The sequence below is a fragment of the Prescottella equi genome (assembly GCF_002094305.1).
Classification (GTDB): Bacteria; Actinomycetota; Actinomycetes; order Mycobacteriales; family Mycobacteriaceae; genus Prescottella; species Prescottella equi.
This window is the reverse complement of record NZ_LWTX01000003.1, coordinates 418,468-435,824: the sequence shown is the minus strand read 5'-3', so window position 1 is coordinate 435,824 and position 17,357 is coordinate 418,468. Positions and strand designations below refer to the sequence as shown.

Here is a 17,357-nt window from a genome sequence, read left to right as displayed (position 1 = left end):
GCCCTGGGGCTGCGGGCGTCGCATGCCCGGCGGCATCGGGCGCGGTCCGCCGGGAGGCATCGGGCGCGGTCCGCCTGGAGGCATGGGTCGCTGGGCTCCGGGTTGACCAGGTCGCTGCGCTCCGGGGGGCACGGGACGCGGTGCGCCCGGCATCGGGCGCGGCGGCATCCGGCGTGGCGCGCCGGGCGGGACCGGGCCGTTCTGCGGCGGCGGGACCGGGCGTCGGGCGGGCTGCTCAGGGGAACGGCGATCGGGGGCAGGACCGCGGTTCCACGGTTCCGGCCGCGCCGACGACCGAGCGCCCTCGTCGCGAGAGTTCTCGGTCATGGACGTTCATACCCTTCGTCGGCTTTATCGGGCTGGCCACGGAACCGGTGCCAGAGTCGTCGCCCGGCCAGGAACAGCAGAAGTGCACCAGCGCACGCCGTAATTATCGCCAAAGCTTGACCGTACGCATTCGACCGCACCGTGACGGACGTCTGTTCGCCCAGGCTCTGGCCGCTTTCCGTGGCGAGTGAGAAGTCGACCACCATGGTGCGGGAGTCGGCGATCTCGGCGGGAACCTGCAGCGACCGGCTGCCCCGCGGCGGCAACTGCTGCGGCCCGATGTCGGTGATGTGCATCTCGGCGGGGGCGTCGACCCGCAGTTGCACGGTGATAGCGACGGGCAGTTCGTTGCGGGCCACCAGCAGCAGCGGACTCTGCTCCGATGCCAGCGTGTACACGCCGCCCGGCGCCAGGATCGTCACCGACGCGTACATCCCGTCGATCGTGGTGGCGACCGCGTCGACCCGCTGCTGCGCGACCGTGTCGGCCGCGACGTCGGCACCGTTCTGTTCGCTGCGCCCGGCCAGCGTCATGGCACGCAGCAGGTCCTCGCGCAGCGGGGCGAGGAACCGGGTCGGAGTCAGCGCCGCCTGCGGATCGTCGACGAGGGCGTCCATCAGTTCGTCGATCCGCGGTGCCTGCGCACCCACTCCCTTCTCGACCGACTGGGGTGTCCCGTCGACGATCGCCTGCTCCGGATACGCCAGGGACGAGGGGTCCGGGGACGTCGGCGGCTGCTCGGCGACCCGCGCCAGCGGCTTGGGGGTGGCCAGACCCGAGCGCAGCAACGTCGACGCCGTCGACAGCACGGCGGCGGCCTCGTCGCCGTCCGCCGACCACAGCTGCGGCGGCACGATCAGCATCGGCCGGTCGGGCGGTTGGTTCGCGCGCCGGGCGGATCCCTCGGTGGATCCCGTCGACTGCAGAGCCGTCCACGACATCGCACCCAGCGCGTCCTGCAGGCGGGCGGTGCGGGAATCGCCGTCCACGTTGTAGCGCGCGCGGTCCGGCACGTACGACGGTGTCTGCGGGTCCGCGCCCACCGCCGCGAGGGCCGCGCCGGTGGAGACGTCGAACAGTCCGGCGGTGACGGCGTCCGCTCCCCCGCCGGCCACGACGACCTTGCTGCCCGCCGTGGCCGACGACTCGACGGCGTTGGCGGCCAGCAGCGTCGTCGTCGGTCCGATCCCGTGCAGCAGCTGCGCGGACGCGTCGTCGAGGACGCCGGAGTCGGGCCAGGTGACGTTCCGTAGCGAGGTGACGCCGAGGATCGAGTCGACGATGTCGGCGGGTGCCCGCAGCGCGCTGTCGGTGAGCGAGGTCTCGTCGACGCGGCTCAGCGCCGACAGGTCCACCTGGCCGAACGGCACCGATGTGATGCACATCGTGCGGGCGAGTTCCTTCAGTCGGTCGAGCCACGCGGCGGCGGCGGCCGATCCGGTCCCCTCGCGGGCGGGCCCGTTCGGCACGGCCGGATCGTCGACGACGAGATAGCCCTGCGTCATGTTGCTGACCGTGATCAGCAGATCCGGGTCGACGGCCAGGCACAGGCTGTCGGTGAGGCGGCGGTCCCGGTCGACTTCCGGCCCGGTCGCGTACTCGGCGGCGGCGAGGAGCTGGTCGAGGCGGCCGCCCGAGGACAGCGAGCCGGCGAGCTCGTCGTCGACGAGCCGGACCTTTTCGGTGACCGATCCCGGAACCCCGGCCGCGAGCCTGGGCCGATCGGCGAGCGGCCACAGCATCGTCAGCGCCACGGGAGCGGACGTGTCGGGGGGCACCGGCGCGGTGGGCGAGTTCTCGGTCACCTGGGGTGTGGTCTCCGGGGCGCTACCGGCGGCCCGCGGCAGCCCGAGCACCGGGAGCAGGAAACGGGCGTCGTCGAGCCGGGCCTGGCCGCCGTACTCGGGAGTGCCGTTCACGTTCACCAGGAGCGGGTAGACCCCGGGCTCGGTGACGTCGAGCGACGAGCCGGTGAGCGAGCGCAGCGGCAGGGACAGCACGAACTGCTTGCGCTCACCCTCGGCCAGTTCGGAGGCGACCTGCACGAAGGGGCCCACTACGTCGAACTCGCCCTGATCCATGTCGAGTGAGGTGCGCAGTTCCTCACTCGAATCGACGCGGGGCGCCCGCTGCAACCGCACGCCGACGTCGGTCACCGGGCGGTCGCCGATGTTCGCGACGGTGCCCGTGACGGTGACGACGGGATCGGACGTCGTGGTGACGGTCGACGGGGCGACGTCGTCGATGTGCAGTTCGAGGAACTTGGGCTGGCTGCGTGCCTTCGTGGTCTGCGTGCGGTCCGGGATCGGCGCGGCGTCGGCGCGGGCGGGCGAGCCCGCCGGCAGCGGCTGCGCGGTCGCCACACCGACTGCGGCGGTTCCGGTGACGGCGCCGATCAGTATCAGGACGAGCGCCAGCACCGTGTGGATCGCGGCACCGGGTCGTCTCCGTGCGGGACGCGATGCCAGGGTCATTCGGCGTCGGTCTCCCTCACCGGGGAGGCGCCCATCTCGGCGATGAGCTGGCCGGCGATCTCGGCGAGCTTGCGTTCGTCCGCGTAGGCGAGCCGGGAATCCAGCTCCGACAGCGGCACCCACGCGACCTCGGTGACCTCGATGTCGGCGTCGGACAGCTCACCGCCGAGGGACCGCATCAGATAGTGGTGCACGGTCTTGTGGACCCGCCGGCCCTCGGTGACGAACCAGTAGTCGATGCTGCCGAGGGAGGCGACGACGGAGCCGCGGATGCCGGTCTCCTCGGCGACCTCGCGCATCGCGGTCTGCTCGGCGGTCTCGCCCTGCTCGATGTGCCCCTTGGGCAGCGACCACAGCAGACGCCCGCGCCGGTCGGTGCGGCCGATGAGGGCGGCGCACAGTTTGTCCTCGGGCCCGCCGAGGCCGTCGACGACCAGTCCGCCGGCGGAGGTTTCGCGGACGGTCCGCAGGTGCGGGGTCTTGGATTTGACGGGATCCGCGGTCGTGCCACGACGCCGCGAGGAGCGGCGGTTGCGGTTGGCACGTTCGGCGGCGGACACCTCATCGATCGTAGTTGACCCGGCGCGACCTGCCGGACTCCCACGCCAGAGGCCGGGCCGGACCGCGCGGCGTCCTCGCCGGAGGTGCGTTCGGCGCCCCGGCGACCTCGGTAAGGTTTGCTGACGTGAATGCCCCCACCCCCGATGCCGAGCGGCGTGCCCGACTGCTGAACGGTGCGCATCGAACCCTGAGCAGTCTGTCGGACGTGCTGGACCCGCTCGGTGCGAGGTTCACCGAGGCCGGGCACGAGCTGTACCTGGTGGGTGGCAGTGTGCGCGACGCGGTTCTGGGCCGCCTGGGCACCGACCTCGACTTCACCACCGACGCGCACCCCGAGCAGGTACAGCAGATCCTGCGCGGTTGGGCCGACAACCAGTGGGACACCGGCATCGCGTTCGGCACCATCAGCGCGGCCAAGGGCGCCGACCAGATCGAGATCACGACCTACCGCACCGACACGTACGACGGGGTCACCCGTAACCCGGAGGTGCAGTACGGCACGACGCTCGACGAGGACCTGGTCCGACGCGACTTCACCGTGAACGCGATGGCGGTGCGGGTCGACGGGACCGGCACGTTCGAGTTCGTCGACCCGTTGAACGGTATGGACGCGCTCCTGGCCGGTGTCCTCGACACCCCTGCCGCCCCGGAGATCTCGTTCAACGACGATCCGCTGCGGATGCTGCGGGCGGCCCGCTTCGTCTCGCAGCTCGGCTTCACGCTCGCGCCGCGCGTGCACGAGGCGATCGTCGAGATGTCCGGGCAGATCGAGCGGATCACCGCCGAGCGGGTGCGCACCGAGCTCGACAAGCTGATCCTCGGCGAGTTCCCCATCGACGGTGTGAACGTCATGTGCGAGACGGGGCTCGCGGCCCGGGTGATCCCCGAGATCCCGCAGTTGAAGCTCGAGATCGACGAGCACCACCAGCACAAGGACGTGTACTGGCATTCGCTGACGGTGCTCAAGCAGGCCATCGACCTCGAGGACGGTGACCCGGACCTGGTGCTGCGCTGGGCGGCGTTGCTGCACGACATCGGGAAGCCGGACACCAAGCGCAACGAGCCGGGCGGCGGCGTCAGCTTCCACCACCACGAGGTGGTCGGCGCGAAGATGGTGCGCAAGCGGATGCGGGCGCTCAAGTACTCCAAGCAGATGGTCGACGAGGTGGGCCAGCTGGTGTTCCTGCACCTGCGTTTCCACGGCTACGGCGAGGGCCAGTGGACCGATTCGGCGGTCCGCCGGTACGTCACCGACGCCGGCGACCTGCTTCCCCGCCTGCACAAGCTGGTCCGCGCGGACTGCACCACCCGCAACAAGCGGCGCGCGGCGAAGCTGCAGGCCACGTACGACGACCTGGAGCGACGGATCGCGCGGATCGCCGAGCAGGAGGATCTGGCGCGGGTGCGTCCGGACCTCGACGGCAACGCGATCATGGAGCTGCTCGGCATCCCGGCCGGTCCGCAGGTGGGCAAGGCGTGGAAGTTCCTCAAGGAGCTGCGTCTGGACCGCGGTCCCCTCGAGCGCGACGAGGCCGAGGCCGAACTGCTGAAGTGGTGGGCGGACCAGCCGAAGGGCTGACCGTTCGCATCTGCGGAACGAAATCTTTGAGACCCCCGCAGATGCGGATCTAGACTCCTGTCATGCCTGACATCCGGATACGTGACGCGGCCCAGCTACTCGGTGTCAGCGACGACACCGTCCGACGGTGGATCGACGCGGGAACGATCGCCTCGCACAAGGACGACGCCGGCCGCATGGTCGTCGACGGCCGGCAGCTCGCCGACTTCGCGCGGGCCAGCGCGGCGCCGGCGCCGGAGGATCCGCTCGGTGTGGGCAGTTCGGCGCGGAACCGTTTCACCGGCCTGGTGACCCGGGTAGTGGCCGACGGAGTGATGGCGCAGGTGGAGATGCAGTGCGGGCCGTTCTCCGTGGTCTCACTGATGAGCGCCGAGTCGGCGACCGAGCTGAAGCTCGAGCCCGGCAGCATCGCGGTCGCCGTCGTGAAGGCCACCACGGTGATCGTCGAGACGCCGGCGGTGTCGGCGTGAGGCGCGTGCGGGCGGCCGCGGCGGCCGGAGTGCTGGCGCTGACCGTGCTGCTCACGGGCTGCAGCGGTACCGCCGATTCGGGGACGGAGTCCGATTCCGGTGCCACGATCACGGTGTTCGCTGCGGCGTCGCTGAAGTCGACGTTCACCGAGTTGGGCCGGCTGTTCGAGGCCGAGCACCCGGACACCCGGGTGGTGTTCGACTTCGCGGGCTCGTCGGACCTGTTCACCCGCATCGACCAGGGCGCACCGGCCGACGTGTTCGCGTCCGCGGACACCGCGAACATGACGAAGGCCGTCCGGGCCGGGTTGACCGCGTCGGATCCGGTGAACTTCGCGACCAACACCCTGACGATCGTGGTGCCGCCCGGGAACCCGGGCGGTGTCACGTCGTTCGCCGACCTGGCGCGACCGGGCCTGGACGTCGTGGTGTGCGCGCCGCAGGTGCCGTGCGGCAACGCGACCCAGCGCATCGAGGACCTGACGGGGGTACGGTTGTCCCCGGTCAGCGAGGAGTCGTCGGTGACCGACGTGCTCGGCAAGGTCGTGACCGGGCAGGCCGACGCCGGACTCGTGTACGTCACCGACGCCGCCGGAGCGGGCGACAAGGTCGAGTCCGTCCCCTTCCCGGAGTCCGCGCGAATCGTGAACACGTATCCGATCGCCGTGCTGCAGAAGTCCGGCGATCCCTACGCTGCAGGTGAGTTCGCGGCCTTCGTGATCGGACCCGATGGTCGGAATGTGCTGTCGGCGGCGGGATTCGGCGCACCGTGACCGTCGCGGCGCGGGTGCGGGTCCCGGCCGGGTTGCCGGTATGGATCTACGTGCCCGCGGCCGCCGGCGGCCTGCTGGTGGTGCTGCCGCTCGTCGCGATGCTGGTGGGCGTGGACTGGGCGAACTTCCTGAGTCTGGTCACCTCCGAGTCGTCGGTGGACGCCCTGCTGCTGAGCTTGAAGACGGCGTCGATCAGCACGGTGCTGTGCCTGTTGCTCGGCGTGCCGATGGCGCTGGTGTCGGCACGGTGCGAGTTCCCCGGGTTGGCGGCGCTGCGCGCACTCGTGTTGCTGCCCTTGGTGCTTCCGCCCGTCGTGGGCGGGCTCGCGTTGCTCTACACCTTCGGCAGGCACGGCCTGATCGGGCGGCACCTCGAGGTGGCCGGCATCCAGATCGCGTTCTCGACCACCGCGGTGGTGCTGGCCCAGACGTTCGTGGCGCTGCCGTTCCTGGTGATCAGCCTCGAGGGTGCGCTGCGCACCGCGGGCCGCCGCTACGAGGCCGTCGCCGCCACTCTCGGCGCCCGCCCCACGACGGTGCTGCGCCGCGTCACGATCCCGCTGGTGCTGCCCGGACTGATCTCGGGTGCGGTGCTCTCGTTCGCCCGCGCTCTCGGCGAGTTCGGCGCCACCCTGACATTCGCCGGGAGCCTGCAGGGTGTGACGCGGACGCTGCCGTTGGAGATCTACCTGCAGCGGGAGACCGACCCGGAGGCGGCGGTGGCGCTGTCGCTGGTGCTGGTGGTGGTGGCGGTCGTGATCGTGCTGGGCACGCGGACCCGCCGCATGGTGGGGGCGCTGTGAGCGGCCTGCAGTTGCGGGCCCGGGTGGCGGCTCGCGGCGTGGATGTCGCGCTCGAGGTGGCGCCCGGCGAGGTGGTCGCGCTCCTCGGGCCCAACGGCGCCGGCAAGTCGACACTCCTCGACGTCGCCGCGGGGCTGCTGCGCCCCGACGAGGGCCGCGTCGTGCTCGACGATCGGGTGCTCACCGACCTCGCGAAAGGCGTTGTGGTTCCGTCACATCAGCGCTCCGTCGCGATGCTCGCGCAGGAGGCGCTGCTGTTCCCGCACCTGACCGTGCGCGAGAACGTCGCGTTCGCGCCGCGTAGTGCCGGCGCCGGCCGCCGGGAGGCGTACGCCGTCGCGGACCGGTGGCTCGGCGAGGTGGACGCGACCGAACTCGCCGGCCGGCGGCCCCGGCAACTGTCGGGCGGGCAGGCGCAACGGGTCGCGATCGCGCGGGCGCTCGCGGCCGGACCGCGGTTGCTCCTGCTCGACGAGCCGATGGCCGCTCTCGATGTCGGTGTGGGGCCCGCCGTGCGGGCGCTGCTGCGGCGGGTCCTGCGCACAGGCGACCGCACCGCGATCGTGGTCACCCACGATGTGCTGGACGCTCTTTCGCTCGCCGACCGGGTTGTCGTGCTGGACGCCGGCCGGATCGTCGAGGAGGGGCCGGTGGAGCAGGTCCTGGCCCGCCCGCGCAGCGCGTTCGCGGCCCGGATCGCGGGTATCAACCTCATGGCGGGCAAGGTGCGTGACGGGTTCCTCGACACCGTCGCCGGAGCCGTGTACGGGATCGCAGAGGAAGGCTGCACGGACGGCGAATCCGCGGTCGCGGTGTTCAGCCCCACTGCCGTGGCGGTACACCGCGTACACCCGGAAGGCAGCCCGCGCAACGTCTTCCGGGTGCGAATCGCGGAGATCGAGGGTCTCGGACGGCACGGTCACGCGATCCGGGTCCGCGCAGTCGATCATTCCGACGGCACCGCCGGACCGGTCGCCGACGTCACCGCCGCTGCTGTCGCCCAGCTCGACCTGGCCCCCGGGGACGACGTGTGGTTCGCCGTCAAGGCCACCGAGGTCGCGGTCTACCCGACTTCGGCCCGCATGAGATAGACGTTGTAGCTGTCCCACTCGGACATCGTGAAGTACAGCGCGTCCGGAGTGGACCAGGGATGTATGAAACCGCCGTACAACCCGGGGTACTCGGCGGCGTCCGCGAGCGTGGCACCGTCGGACCAGACGCCCTGGGGACTGGCCGAGCGGCGCAGGACGATCCGGCCGGCCGCCGGATCGAGATAGCTCATGAGCCAGTGCTTCTCGGTGGCGTCGTAGCGCACGGACAACTCGCTCGCCGCACCGGCGACGAGCGGTGTCGCGAGGTGTTCGATCACCGGCACCCAGGACCCGGACACCCAGTACTGGTAGGCGCTCGGGTTGAGCAGCTTGTCGACCGGGACCCGCGCGAGGCCGACGGCGCCCATGCGCCCGTTGGGGGTACCGAACATGTACACGTGGTCGCCCTGCGGGACCATCGCTGTCACCTGGAAACGTCCGATTCCGAAGATGTTGTCCCACTTGGCATGCTGATCCTCGGTCCAGGTGCGTCCGCCGTCGTCGGAGTAGGCGATGCCACCGTAGTTCGTGTACCACATGCCGGGGACGACGCTCCACCGCCGCACCGACATGTAGGAGAGGTACTGACGGTCGCCGATCGCGAAACCGGATGTCGGGATCGTGGTGGTCTCCCAGTTGGGAATGTGCCGGGAGGCGATGATCTCGGCGGCATGACAGCGGCGGTCCTGCACCATCGAGTCGATCGTGAGGCCGTCGGCGAGGTCCGTGTCGGTGCTGTGCCCGAGCACGTTGCTGCGCCAGTCCTGCCCGTTCGCACCCGGCGGGGCCCAGTCGAGCCCGAAGGTGTCGCCGAAGACGACGGAGACCTCGCCGGGACGGCTCTCCCAGGTGATACCGAGGTCGGTGCCGCTCACCTGCCAGCGTTTGTCGGTGCGGTTCTCGGAGCCGGGGCCCGTCACCTGCGACACCAGTTCGACGTTGCGCACGTGCGGGGCGCCGATCGGTGCGGTGGGCGGACCCGGCTCGATGGTGCCGACGTCGAGCGGCGGTGCCGGCTGCGGTTCGGGCCCCGGGTCGTCGCCCGGTATCGGGATCGGAATCGTCTCCGGTCTGGGCTGGATCTCGATCCGCGGCAACGAGAACGAACCGGACCCGGAGCCCGATCCGGGTGATGGCCCGGCATCGGGTGGGGGCGTCTGGTCGACGGGATCGGTGAGATCCGGGCACGGATCGGTGCACGGGTCGGCGGGCAGTGGGTCCTGCGGTGCCCGCGTCTGATCGGGAACAGGGTCGGGCAGCGGCACCGGGACCAGTCGGGGATACGGCAGCGGCACGTCGACGACGGGCGGATCCGTCGGTGTCGGCTGCGGGTCGCGCGCGGACGGGTCGAAGCCCTGCTCGCCGCACGCGTTCGTGAAGGCCGCCGGGCCGGGAGTCTGGGCTGCGGCGGGTGCCGAGGCGAGCGCCAGTCCGGTGGCGGTGGCGGCGAGTAGCGACGTCAGAGTCCGTGGCACGACCATCAGTTCCGTCCGGCAGCGGTGTGCGCCGAACCTAACATCGGCGGGTCCCTCACCCGCGGCGCAACGATGACGACCGTGACGGAACCGTGTCGCGGCGTGGTGCGTCGAACAAGGGTATGGACGGACTCGAGTACTGGTTCGGCACGGGGGACGGGGCGACGACCACATGGACTTCGCCCGCGGATCTGGACATCGATGCGGACGGTGGGCTCGACGCGGTGCGCCTCGACTTCGACGGCGACGGTCTCGTCGACGACGCGATGTGGGACAGCGACGGTGACGGGAGTGCCGACCACGCGGTCCTCGACGTCGGCGCTCCCGAGGCCCGCTACTTCGTCGATCCGGCCCGAAACGGGCTGTGGGCACGGCAGATTCCGCAACCGGAGCCGTCCGGTCCGCCGCAGGGGTGGGGGCGCGTCGACTTCGACGGCGACGGCGAGCGGGACGACGCGAGCGTCGACGCCGACGGTGACGGCACCCCCGACTACGTCCTCGTCGCGACGCGGGATTCGTCCCGGTACGACACGTTGTTCGTCGCGGAGGAGGAGCCGGAACGGATGTCGATGCGGCTGAGCGACAGCGACGGAGACGGACGGTTGGACACGGTGCGGCGGGAAGGCATCTAGCCGGTGAGCGGAGTCCGGCGCGAGTTCAGCCCGATACCGAGCAGGCTCAGGGCGTACACGCCACCGGCGGCGAGCACCAGACCGAGGGAGCGCCCGTCGGCGGGGACGACGGTGGCGGCTGCGGCGATGGCCAGGCAGAACGCGACGTTGAAGACGGTGTCCTGCAGCGCGAACACCTGGCCGCGGCGGTCGTCGTCGATTTCGATCTGCATCGCGGCGTCGCCGGTGAGCTTGACGGTCTGGCCGGCGAATCCGAGGAGGAAGGCGCCGGCGAGCAGCCACACCTGCGACAGCGTCGCGATCATCGTGACCTGCACGACGAGGGCGAACGCGATCGCGACGGTGACGGTCCGGGGGCGGCCGAGGCGCGGGATCAGCCACGGGGTGACGAGCGCGGCGAACAACAGGCCGGCGGCCGTGGCGGCCACCGCCACGCCGAATCCGGCGAGGCCTCCCGGCAGCGCTCCGCCGGCGGCCGGGTCCCGCAGGATCAACACGAACAGCAGGGTATTGACGCCGAAAGCGATGCGGTGCGCCCCGATTCCGAGCATTGCGGTAGTGACGCCGGGAGCCTGCCACACCGCGGTCGCGCCGACGCGCAGGCCCTCGAGGATCGCGAGTGCGGTGCCCCGGGTGTCGGCGACGGTGTCGGTGGGGCCCAGGGCGTGCCGGGCGAATCCGCGGGCTGCGGCCACCGCGATCACCGAGCCCACGGCGCCCACCGCGACGGCGGTTCCGGACCCGACGTCGCCCTCGCCCACCAAGCCGATCACCGCCACCGCGGTGCCCGCGCCCAGCGCCGAGAACACCGAACCGGCCGTCGCGAGCACCGAATTGGTTGGCACCAGCCAGCTCTGACGCACCACGTGCGGCAGTGACGCGGAGATACCGGCGAGGACGAACCGGCTGACGCCGATCGCGGCGAGCGCCAACAGCAGCAGTGGCGTCTCTCCCGCTCCCGCGATCAGGGCCGCCGCGATCACCAGAATGAGAAGGCCGCGCAGGGCATTCGCCCACAGCAGCACGGCACGGCGGTCCCAGCGGTCGAGCAGCGCGCCCGCGAACGGGCCGATCACCGAGTAGGGCAGCAGCAGGACCGCGAAGCCGGCCGCGATCGCGAGCGGTTCGGTCTCCCGTTCCGGGTTGAACAGGATCGCTCCGCCGAGCGCGGCCTGGAACAGCCCGTCCCCGTACTGGCTGGCGAACCGGACGGCGGTGAGCCGGGCCAGGCCGGGTGAGTGGCGCAGAGTCGTGGCGGCGGCCGCCCACGATCCCCGAATCGAACTCCATCTGCGCACACGGTGACCCTATCGGGCGGCTCGTGCGGTCAATTCGTTCCGCCACCACCGCACCGTGGCGGCCGCGGCGTCGCCGAGCGGGGTCGGTGCGAGGCCCAGCAATTGCTCGCTGCGCGTCGAGTCCATCACGAACGGTGACTCGAACTGGTACAGCGTCTCGGCCAGTTCCCGGGTAGGACGATGCGCGACGCCGACGGCCCGCAGCAGCCACCCGGGCAGCGTTCCCACCCGCGGCTCCGGAACCGCGGCCGCGTCCGCGAACGCCGCCACCATCTCGCGTTGCGTGACGGCCGGCGCCGTGGGCGCGTGCAGCACCGAGTTCCACAACTCCCGATCGTGCGCTGCCGCGATCATCGCCGCCGCCAGATCCGGCACGTACGTGAACGAGTGCGGGACGTCCGCGCGGCCCATCACCCGGATGGTCTTCCCGTCGAGCACCGACGGCACCATCCGCTCCCCCGCATGGGCGGTCAGTACGTGCGGACCGAAGAAGTCGGACGCGACGACGCTCACGGTCGGCACGGAATGCGCGGCGCGGGCGGCGAGCAGGCGGGTGCGGACCCCCAGCTTCCCGGTGGTCGCGTCGCGTGGGCCGGCCTCGGTCATGGGCCCGTCCGGGCGGCCGTACGCGTACAGGCTCTCCGGGAACACCACCACGGCGCCGACCCGCTGTGCGGCGTCCATCACCACCTGCTCGGCCGCGGGCAATTCCCGCTCCCACGCGCGGGCGTCGTACGCGGAGCCGTGGATGCAGTGGAAGACGGCGGTGGCGCCGTCGAGCGCCGGGGCGAGCGCGGCGGGATCGGAGACGTCGACGCGGAGCCGCTGAATCCGCGGATGGTCCGGCCCGCTGCCCGAGCGGGTGAGCACGCGGACGTCGTAGCCGGCGTCGGCGAGTTGCTCTGCGACCGTCCAGCCGACGGGTCCGGCTCCGGTCACTACCTGCAGATTCGACATGACGTGCTCGCTTTCTCGAGTGAGGTTTGGGAAACGAGAGCACTGCTCTCTGTTCTCACCATGCGCCTTGCCGACCGCGCTGTCAAGAGCGGTGCTCTCTTTTGTTGACAGTGCTCTCGTTATTCCGGCAGGGTGGTGCCATGACCGTCACCCCGCGCGAACGAGCCCGCGAGCAGACGCTCGCCGAGATCACCCGGATCGGCCGCGAGCACCTCGCCACGCACGGAGCGGTGGCGTTGTCGCTGCGGGCCGTCGCTCGAGATCTCGGGGTGGTGTCGTCGGCGGTGTACCGGTACGTCGCCAGCCGCGACGAACTGTTGACCCTGTTGGTGATCGACGCCTACTCCGAGCTCGGTGCGGAGGTGGATGCGGCCGTCGGCGCGCTCCCGGTCGACGACCACCGCGGCCGGCTGCACGCGCTCGCTCGCGCGGTCCGCGCCTGGGCCCTGCGTGAGCCGGCGCGGTACGCGCTGCTGTTCGGCAGCCCCGTGCCCGGGTATCACGCCCCTGCGGAGCGCACCACGGGACCGGGCACGCGGGTGATCGTCGCGCTGGTGGGGCTCATCGAGGACGCGCAGCGGGTGGGGGTGCTGACGGTGCCGGACGAGGCGGTCGACCCGGTGCTGTCCGCCGACCTCGACCGGATCCGCGCGGAGATGGGGTTGACGGTGTCCGATGCTCTGCTCGCCCGCGGGGTCCTGGTCTGGGCTGCGCTGTTCGGCGCGGTGAACTTCGAGGTGTTCGGACAGTACGGCGCCGACACGTTCACGGATCCGGCCGCGCTCTTCGAGCATCATCTGGCGGTCCTGGACCAGATCCTCGGGCTGAGTTGAGGTCGGGCGGAGTGGCCGACAACACGTCGACCACATACCCCTAGGGGTATAAAGTCTGGGGTGGAGTAAGGATCCCCCCAGGGGGTCTGGAGAGAGCGGGCCCGGTGGCCCTAGGGTCGGACGTCGTGGGCATCTTTCGGAAGTCGTACGGAACGGTCGACGTGCACAGGGCGCAGAGCCTCGTCGAAGAGGGCGCGGTCCTGCTGGACGTGCGATCACGTCCGGAGTGGGACACCGGCCACGTGCCGGGTGCCACGCACCTGCCGCTGCACGAGGTGGTCGATCACGGCATCGACGTGGTCGCCGGGCGACCCGTCGTCGTGATCTGCCGCTCCGGCGGGCGATCGGCGAACGCGGCACGTCAGTTGTCCCGGCTGGGAGCCGAGACCTACCTGGTGCGCGGCGGGTTCGACGCCTGGCGCCGCGCCGGCCTCGCGATCACCACTCCGGACTGACCGCCACGTCACACGAGGAGTACACGAACATGGCACTGCCGAAGCATTCCGGTTGGACCGTCGAACGCATCGTCCCGCTGCTGGGCGGGTCCGTGGTGGGCACGAGCCTGCTGCTCGGCCGCAAGCACTCACCGAAATGGCGGGGGCTGACTGCCTTCGCGTCCGCGAACCTCGTGCTCTACGGGATCGTCGGCTGGTGCCCGATGAGCCTGCTCCTGCAGAAGCTGGGTGTGCCGCGCGGGGCGACCTGCCCGGTGCCCGCGACGCGTGCGGACAGCGCGCAGGGGTAGTCCCATCCGGAGCGGTATCGCGTTGTGCCCGGTAACGATTCGGTGTCGGTGACGCGCTCGCCGAGAGGTCAGCGCGTTCCGGCCCGGCGACGCCGGTAGACAGCGCCCCGACCTCCCCGATTTCTCCGTGATGACCGGTTAGCCTCCCTCGTGAAGATCACCTAGCCGCCGCCCGAGCACGCCTCCCCCCACAGTGTTTGCGGCCGTGCCGGTGGCGGCGCGGACTGCGCACGAAGGGGATCCATGAACGCTCGGCGATTGGCTGCCGCATTGGCGACGACGATCGGGACGGTGCTGCTGGCAGCGCCTGCCATCCCGGTCGCCGCCGCTCCGCCCGCTCGAATGGCAGTTCCGCAGCCGCCACCGGGTGGGGCGGTCGTCACGGTCAAGACAGGTGGTGATCGCGCCGGTGACGGCTCGCTTGTACCGCTCCCCGGCGTGACGCTCGGTCTGTACCCGACGGAGTCCGACGCCGTCCCGGCGCTCGAGTGCGTGTCCGACGGCGACGGCGACTGCAACTTCGTCGTCGAGGACGCGTCGAATCTCATCGGGACACGGCCCTTCGTCAAGCAGATCGCGGCTCCCGGTGGGTGGTTCGCGAATCCGAGCCTGCGGACCGGCCCCGGCAGCGGGAGCGGATCCGTCGATTCGCCCTACGTCTTCCAGACTCCGACTCTCGAGGCCGGATCGACCTACTCGTCACAGTCCGACTTCATGTTCAGCTCCACACTCGGCTCCAATTACACGGCCTCCAACGGCGTCTGGCAGAACTCCCGCGTCAATCCGCCACTGCCGTCGCGATGTGGACTGGACATCGCCGTCGTCCTCGATCTCTCCGCCTCCGTCGGGGCGACGAATCTGCCCATCCTCAAGTCCGCTACGGACCAGCTCGTCGACGCCTTCGTCGGCACGCCGAGCCGGATGGCCGTGTTCGGGTTCGCGCGCTACTCGCCGAACCAGAACGCCACAACCAACGAAATCTATCCGAACCACCCTGAGCTGCAGTCGGTCTCGACGCAGGCCGGAGCGGACGAATTCAAATCGCAGTACGCGGACTGGGGGCTGGGCAGCGGCACCAACTGGGACCAGGCGCTGTACCGGGTCGCCACCTCGGGCGTCCACTACGACGCCACAATCGTCCTCACCGACGGCAACCCCACCCGCTGGGGCCTGCAGGGGCCGCCGGTCACCCCGTCCGGCGACGGGTCGAACACGCATTTCGCGGACGTCGAGGAGGCGATCTTCTCGGCCAACCTCCTGAAGAAGAACGAGACGAGGGTCGTCTCGTTCGGTATCGGTAGAGGCGTCAGCGGCGTCTCGGGCCTCAATCTGGCCGCGATATCCGGACAGACGGCGTACGACGGCACCAACGTCGTCGACGCCGACTACTTCCAGATCCCGAACTTCGAGGGTGCGGGCGAAACGCTGAGGGAGTTCGCGACCGCGAGTTGTACGGGGTCGGTATCGGTGGTCAAGGAGGTGGTGCCGGCCGGTGGTGACCTCACCGACGCGGTTCCGGCCCCGGGCTGGGAATTCGATGCCGCGGGAGCGGACGGAGTCACGGTCGACCCGCCCGCTGCGACGACCGACGAGACAGGTGGAGTTTCCTTCGAGGTCGGCTTTCCTCAGGGACAGACCTCGGGCGGCGTCACCGTCACGGAGACGCAGAAACCGGACTACACGCTGGTCACGCAGGACGGGCTCAACGCATCCTGTGTCGACCGCGTCACCGGCGACCCTGTGGCGGTGACGAATACGGGTGAAACCGGGTTCGACATCACTGTTGACTTCGATTCGGCCGTCACCTGCACCGTCTACAACCGGGCCCCCGCCGTCGAAGTGACCGTCGACAAGGAGTGGATCGTCGACGGCGTCACGTACCGCGAGGGCAGCCAGCCCGACGGTCTCGACGCGACGCTCACCCTGTCCGGACCCGGCGGCGCACCGCTGACGGAGCAGTCGTGGGGCGTCCCCCGCGGCGGCTACGACCTCGGCGAAGCGATCCAGTTCGACGAGACGACGACGATCACCGACGAGGCCTGTGTGCTCGACGACTCCCGCGTGACCGAGCGGAACGGCACAGCTGTCGACGCCGACCTGCCCTATTCGGACGATCTCGCCGGGCTGTCGAACACCTACCTGGTGACGAACACGGTCTCGTGTGAGGCAGCGCCGCCCGGCGGCTCGCTGGGATCTCTCGGGGTCGGGTCGCTCGGATCTCTCGGGGTCGGTTCCCTCGGGTCGCTCGGCGTGGGCTCCCTCGGTTCGCTGGAAGGCGGTTCGCTGGAGGGTGGTTCGCTCGGCGCAGGATCCGTCGGTTCGCTCGGTTCGCTGGGCTCCCTCGGTGCTCTCGGCTCCGCAGGCTCCGCCGGACCGGTGATCCCTCCCGTGCCGCCGGCCCCGCCGGGGCCTGCTCCGACCCCGACTCCGCCGCCGTCGACCGGCACTCCGCCGCCGCCCGGCACGTCGACTCCCACCCCCACACCAGCACCGCCCTCGAGTGGCCCGCGTCCGAATGCGATCGACGGCGGCGCAGCCGAACGGCACACCGTCCGCAACCTCGGCATCACCGCGGCCGGGCTGGTTCTGCTCGGACTGGCGGGGGCTGGTGCGGTGGCCATCGCACGTAGGAGGTCGTCCTGACCGATGAACGTCCGACCGGGCGCCCGCCCGCGAGATCCGCGGGTGGGCGCCTCGCGGCCGCCGCACTGATCGCCGCGGTCGTCGTGGCCGGCGGATGGATGGCGGTCGTCGGTCTCCATCGGACGGAGGATGCCTCCGCGGTGCCGCCCGGCGTCGGCGCGTCACGCTCGGTGGGAGCGGTGCCGAGCGGTGCGCCGCTGACGACGCCCGTCACCCTGTCTCTCGATCCGGTCGGCGTCCAGGCGCGGATCCTCGACGCCACCGTGCCGAACGGTGTGCTCACCCCGCCGGGCGACGTCCGCGACGTCGGGATCTGGCTCGACGGAGCACCCCTGGACGCGGTCGCGGGGACGACGCTGATCGTCGGGCACGTCAATCTGGTGGGCCAGGGCAATGGCGCGCTGTTCGAACTGGGAACCATCGAGCCGGGCGAGGTGATCCGCACCTCCGACGCGGGCGGCACGACCACTGCGTGGCGGGTGACGGCGGTGGCGACCCGACCCAAGTCGGCCGGCATCGAAGAGAGCGTGCTGGCGGGCCCGGACGGACCGCGCAGATTGGCCGTCGTCACCTGTGGCGGCGAACTGCAGTTCGACAACGGTGTGGGCGACTACTCGGACAACGTGTACCTGTATGCGGAGCCTCTGGTCTGACGCGACTGTCGGAACGCCGCGCGGACCGACCGATCACGGTCCG

At 70.9% G+C, this 17,357-nt stretch carries 16 protein-coding genes; 11 read left to right on the top strand and 5 right to left on the bottom strand.

The features are described from left to right. Positions 1–323: 323 nt before the first annotated feature. Together A6I89_RS11325 and A6I89_RS11320 are read right to left on the bottom strand one after the other, a co-directional pair. A complete protein-coding gene (locus A6I89_RS11325; RefSeq protein ID WP_022598674.1) occupies positions 324–2,801 on the bottom strand; it encodes a hypothetical protein in 2,478 nt (825 codons plus the stop codon). Next, positions 2,798–3,361 (bottom strand): NUDIX hydrolase, encoded by a 564-nt coding sequence (locus A6I89_RS11320; protein WP_005516657.1) that lies wholly within the window; start codon positions 3,359–3,361, stop codon positions 2,798–2,800. Before A6I89_RS11320 ends, A6I89_RS11325 begins: the two co-directional genes overlap by 4 nt. Positions 3,362–3,486: 125 nt before the next feature. On the opposite strand from A6I89_RS11320, the gene A6I89_RS11315 reads away from it, so the two are divergent. From A6I89_RS11315 to A6I89_RS11295, 5 genes are all read left to right on the top strand, one after another. Beyond that, positions 3,487–4,941: a CCA tRNA nucleotidyltransferase gene (locus A6I89_RS11315; RefSeq protein WP_005516659.1), complete on the top strand. Its 1,455-nt coding sequence runs from the start codon at positions 3,487–3,489 to the stop codon at positions 4,939–4,941. Positions 4,942–5,003: 62 nt separating this feature from the next. After that, positions 5,004–5,411, top strand: coding sequence for a TOBE domain-containing protein (locus A6I89_RS11310; protein ID WP_022598671.1), 408 nt, complete (start codon positions 5,004–5,006; stop codon positions 5,409–5,411). Between the two features lie 5 nt (positions 5,412–5,416). Continuing rightward, positions 5,417–6,184, top strand: coding sequence for a molybdate ABC transporter substrate-binding protein (modA, locus tag A6I89_RS11305; protein WP_013417685.1), 768 nt, complete (start codon positions 5,417–5,419; stop codon positions 6,182–6,184). Next, positions 6,181–6,987 carry an ABC transporter permease gene (locus A6I89_RS11300; RefSeq protein ID WP_013417684.1) on the top strand — a complete coding sequence of 269 codons (807 nt, stop codon included), beginning with the start codon at positions 6,181–6,183 and terminating at the stop codon, positions 6,985–6,987. The genes modA and A6I89_RS11300 overlap by 4 nt, the downstream gene beginning before the upstream one ends. Beyond that, a complete protein-coding gene (locus A6I89_RS11295) occupies positions 6,984–8,078 on the top strand; it encodes a sulfate/molybdate ABC transporter ATP-binding protein (protein WP_022598669.1) in 1,095 nt (364 codons plus the stop codon). The genes A6I89_RS11300 and A6I89_RS11295 overlap by 4 nt, the downstream gene beginning before the upstream one ends. Here the strand turns inward: A6I89_RS11295 and A6I89_RS11290 are convergent. Beyond that, positions 8,051–9,559: a DUF4185 domain-containing protein gene (locus A6I89_RS11290; protein ID WP_022598667.1), complete on the bottom strand. Its 1,509-nt coding sequence runs from the start codon at positions 9,557–9,559 to the stop codon at positions 8,051–8,053. The two genes, A6I89_RS11295 and A6I89_RS11290, sit on opposite strands and share 28 nt — an antisense overlap. Positions 9,560–9,675: 116 nt before the next feature. On the opposite strand from A6I89_RS11290, the gene A6I89_RS11285 reads away from it, so the two are divergent. Beyond that, complete coding sequence (locus A6I89_RS11285) at positions 9,676–10,185, top strand: hypothetical protein (protein WP_037084790.1); 510 nt, start codon at positions 9,676–9,678, stop codon at positions 10,183–10,185. Here the strand turns inward: A6I89_RS11285 and A6I89_RS11280 are convergent. Continuing rightward, positions 10,182–11,483: an MFS transporter gene (locus tag A6I89_RS11280; RefSeq protein WP_013417680.1), complete on the bottom strand. Its 1,302-nt coding sequence runs from the start codon at positions 11,481–11,483 to the stop codon at positions 10,182–10,184. The genes A6I89_RS11285 and A6I89_RS11280 overlap by 4 nt on opposite strands. Before the next feature lie 9 nt (positions 11,484–11,492). Next, the gene (locus A6I89_RS11275; protein ID WP_022598665.1) at positions 11,493–12,440 is read right to left on the bottom strand and encodes an NAD-dependent epimerase/dehydratase family protein; all 948 of its coding nucleotides are present in this window, start codon (positions 12,438–12,440) and stop codon (positions 11,493–11,495) included. A 140-nt stretch (positions 12,441–12,580) separates the two neighbouring features. Between A6I89_RS11275 and A6I89_RS11270 the strand changes: the two genes are divergently transcribed. The 5 genes from A6I89_RS11270 (at position 12,581) to A6I89_RS11250 (ending at position 17,314) form a co-directional block, all read left to right on the top strand. Next, positions 12,581–13,273, top strand: coding sequence for a TetR/AcrR family transcriptional regulator (locus A6I89_RS11270; protein WP_022598663.1), 693 nt, complete (start codon positions 12,581–12,583; stop codon positions 13,271–13,273). Between the two features lie 125 nt (positions 13,274–13,398). Beyond that, a complete protein-coding gene (locus A6I89_RS11265; RefSeq protein WP_005516672.1) occupies positions 13,399–13,728 on the top strand; it encodes a rhodanese-like domain-containing protein in 330 nt (109 codons plus the stop codon). A 29-nt stretch (positions 13,729–13,757) separates the two neighbouring features. Further along, positions 13,758–14,018 carry a YgaP family membrane protein gene (locus A6I89_RS11260; RefSeq protein ID WP_005516673.1) on the top strand — a complete coding sequence of 87 codons (261 nt, stop codon included), beginning with the start codon at positions 13,758–13,760 and terminating at the stop codon, positions 14,016–14,018. Positions 14,019–14,261: 243 nt separating this feature from the next. After that, a complete protein-coding gene (locus tag A6I89_RS11255) occupies positions 14,262–16,661 on the top strand; it encodes a vWA domain-containing protein (protein ID WP_022598660.1) in 2,400 nt (799 codons plus the stop codon). Positions 16,662–16,759: 98 nt separating this feature from the next. Beyond that, positions 16,760–17,314: a class F sortase gene (locus A6I89_RS11250; protein ID WP_005516676.1), complete on the top strand. Its 555-nt coding sequence runs from the start codon at positions 16,760–16,762 to the stop codon at positions 17,312–17,314. The last annotated feature ends 43 nt before the right edge of the window (positions 17,315–17,357 follow it).

Bases quoted from the DNA above. Each gene is read 5' to 3' on its own strand.
- A6I89_RS11325 (WP_022598674.1), bottom strand. From the start codon at position 2,801: ATGACCCTGGCATCGCGTCCCGCACGGAGACGACCCGGTGCCGCGATC.
- A6I89_RS11310 (WP_022598671.1), top strand. From the start codon at position 5,004: ATGCCTGACATCCGGATACGTGACGCGGCCCAGCTACTCGGTGTCAGC.
- A6I89_RS11290 (WP_022598667.1), bottom strand. From the start codon at position 9,559: ATGGTCGTGCCACGGACTCTGACGTCGCTACTCGCCGCCACCGCCACC.
- A6I89_RS11285 (WP_037084790.1), top strand. From the start codon at position 9,676: ATGGACGGACTCGAGTACTGGTTCGGCACGGGGGACGGGGCGACGACC.
- A6I89_RS11275 (WP_022598665.1), bottom strand. From the start codon at position 12,440: ATGTCGAATCTGCAGGTAGTGACCGGAGCCGGACCCGTCGGCTGGACG.
- A6I89_RS11270 (WP_022598663.1), top strand. From the start codon at position 12,581: ATGACCGTCACCCCGCGCGAACGAGCCCGCGAGCAGACGCTCGCCGAG.
- A6I89_RS11260 (WP_005516673.1), top strand. From the start codon at position 13,758: ATGGCACTGCCGAAGCATTCCGGTTGGACCGTCGAACGCATCGTCCCG.
- A6I89_RS11255 (WP_022598660.1), top strand. From the start codon at position 14,262: ATGAACGCTCGGCGATTGGCTGCCGCATTGGCGACGACGATCGGGACG.
- A6I89_RS11250 (WP_005516676.1), top strand. From the start codon at position 16,760: ATGGCGGTCGTCGGTCTCCATCGGACGGAGGATGCCTCCGCGGTGCCG.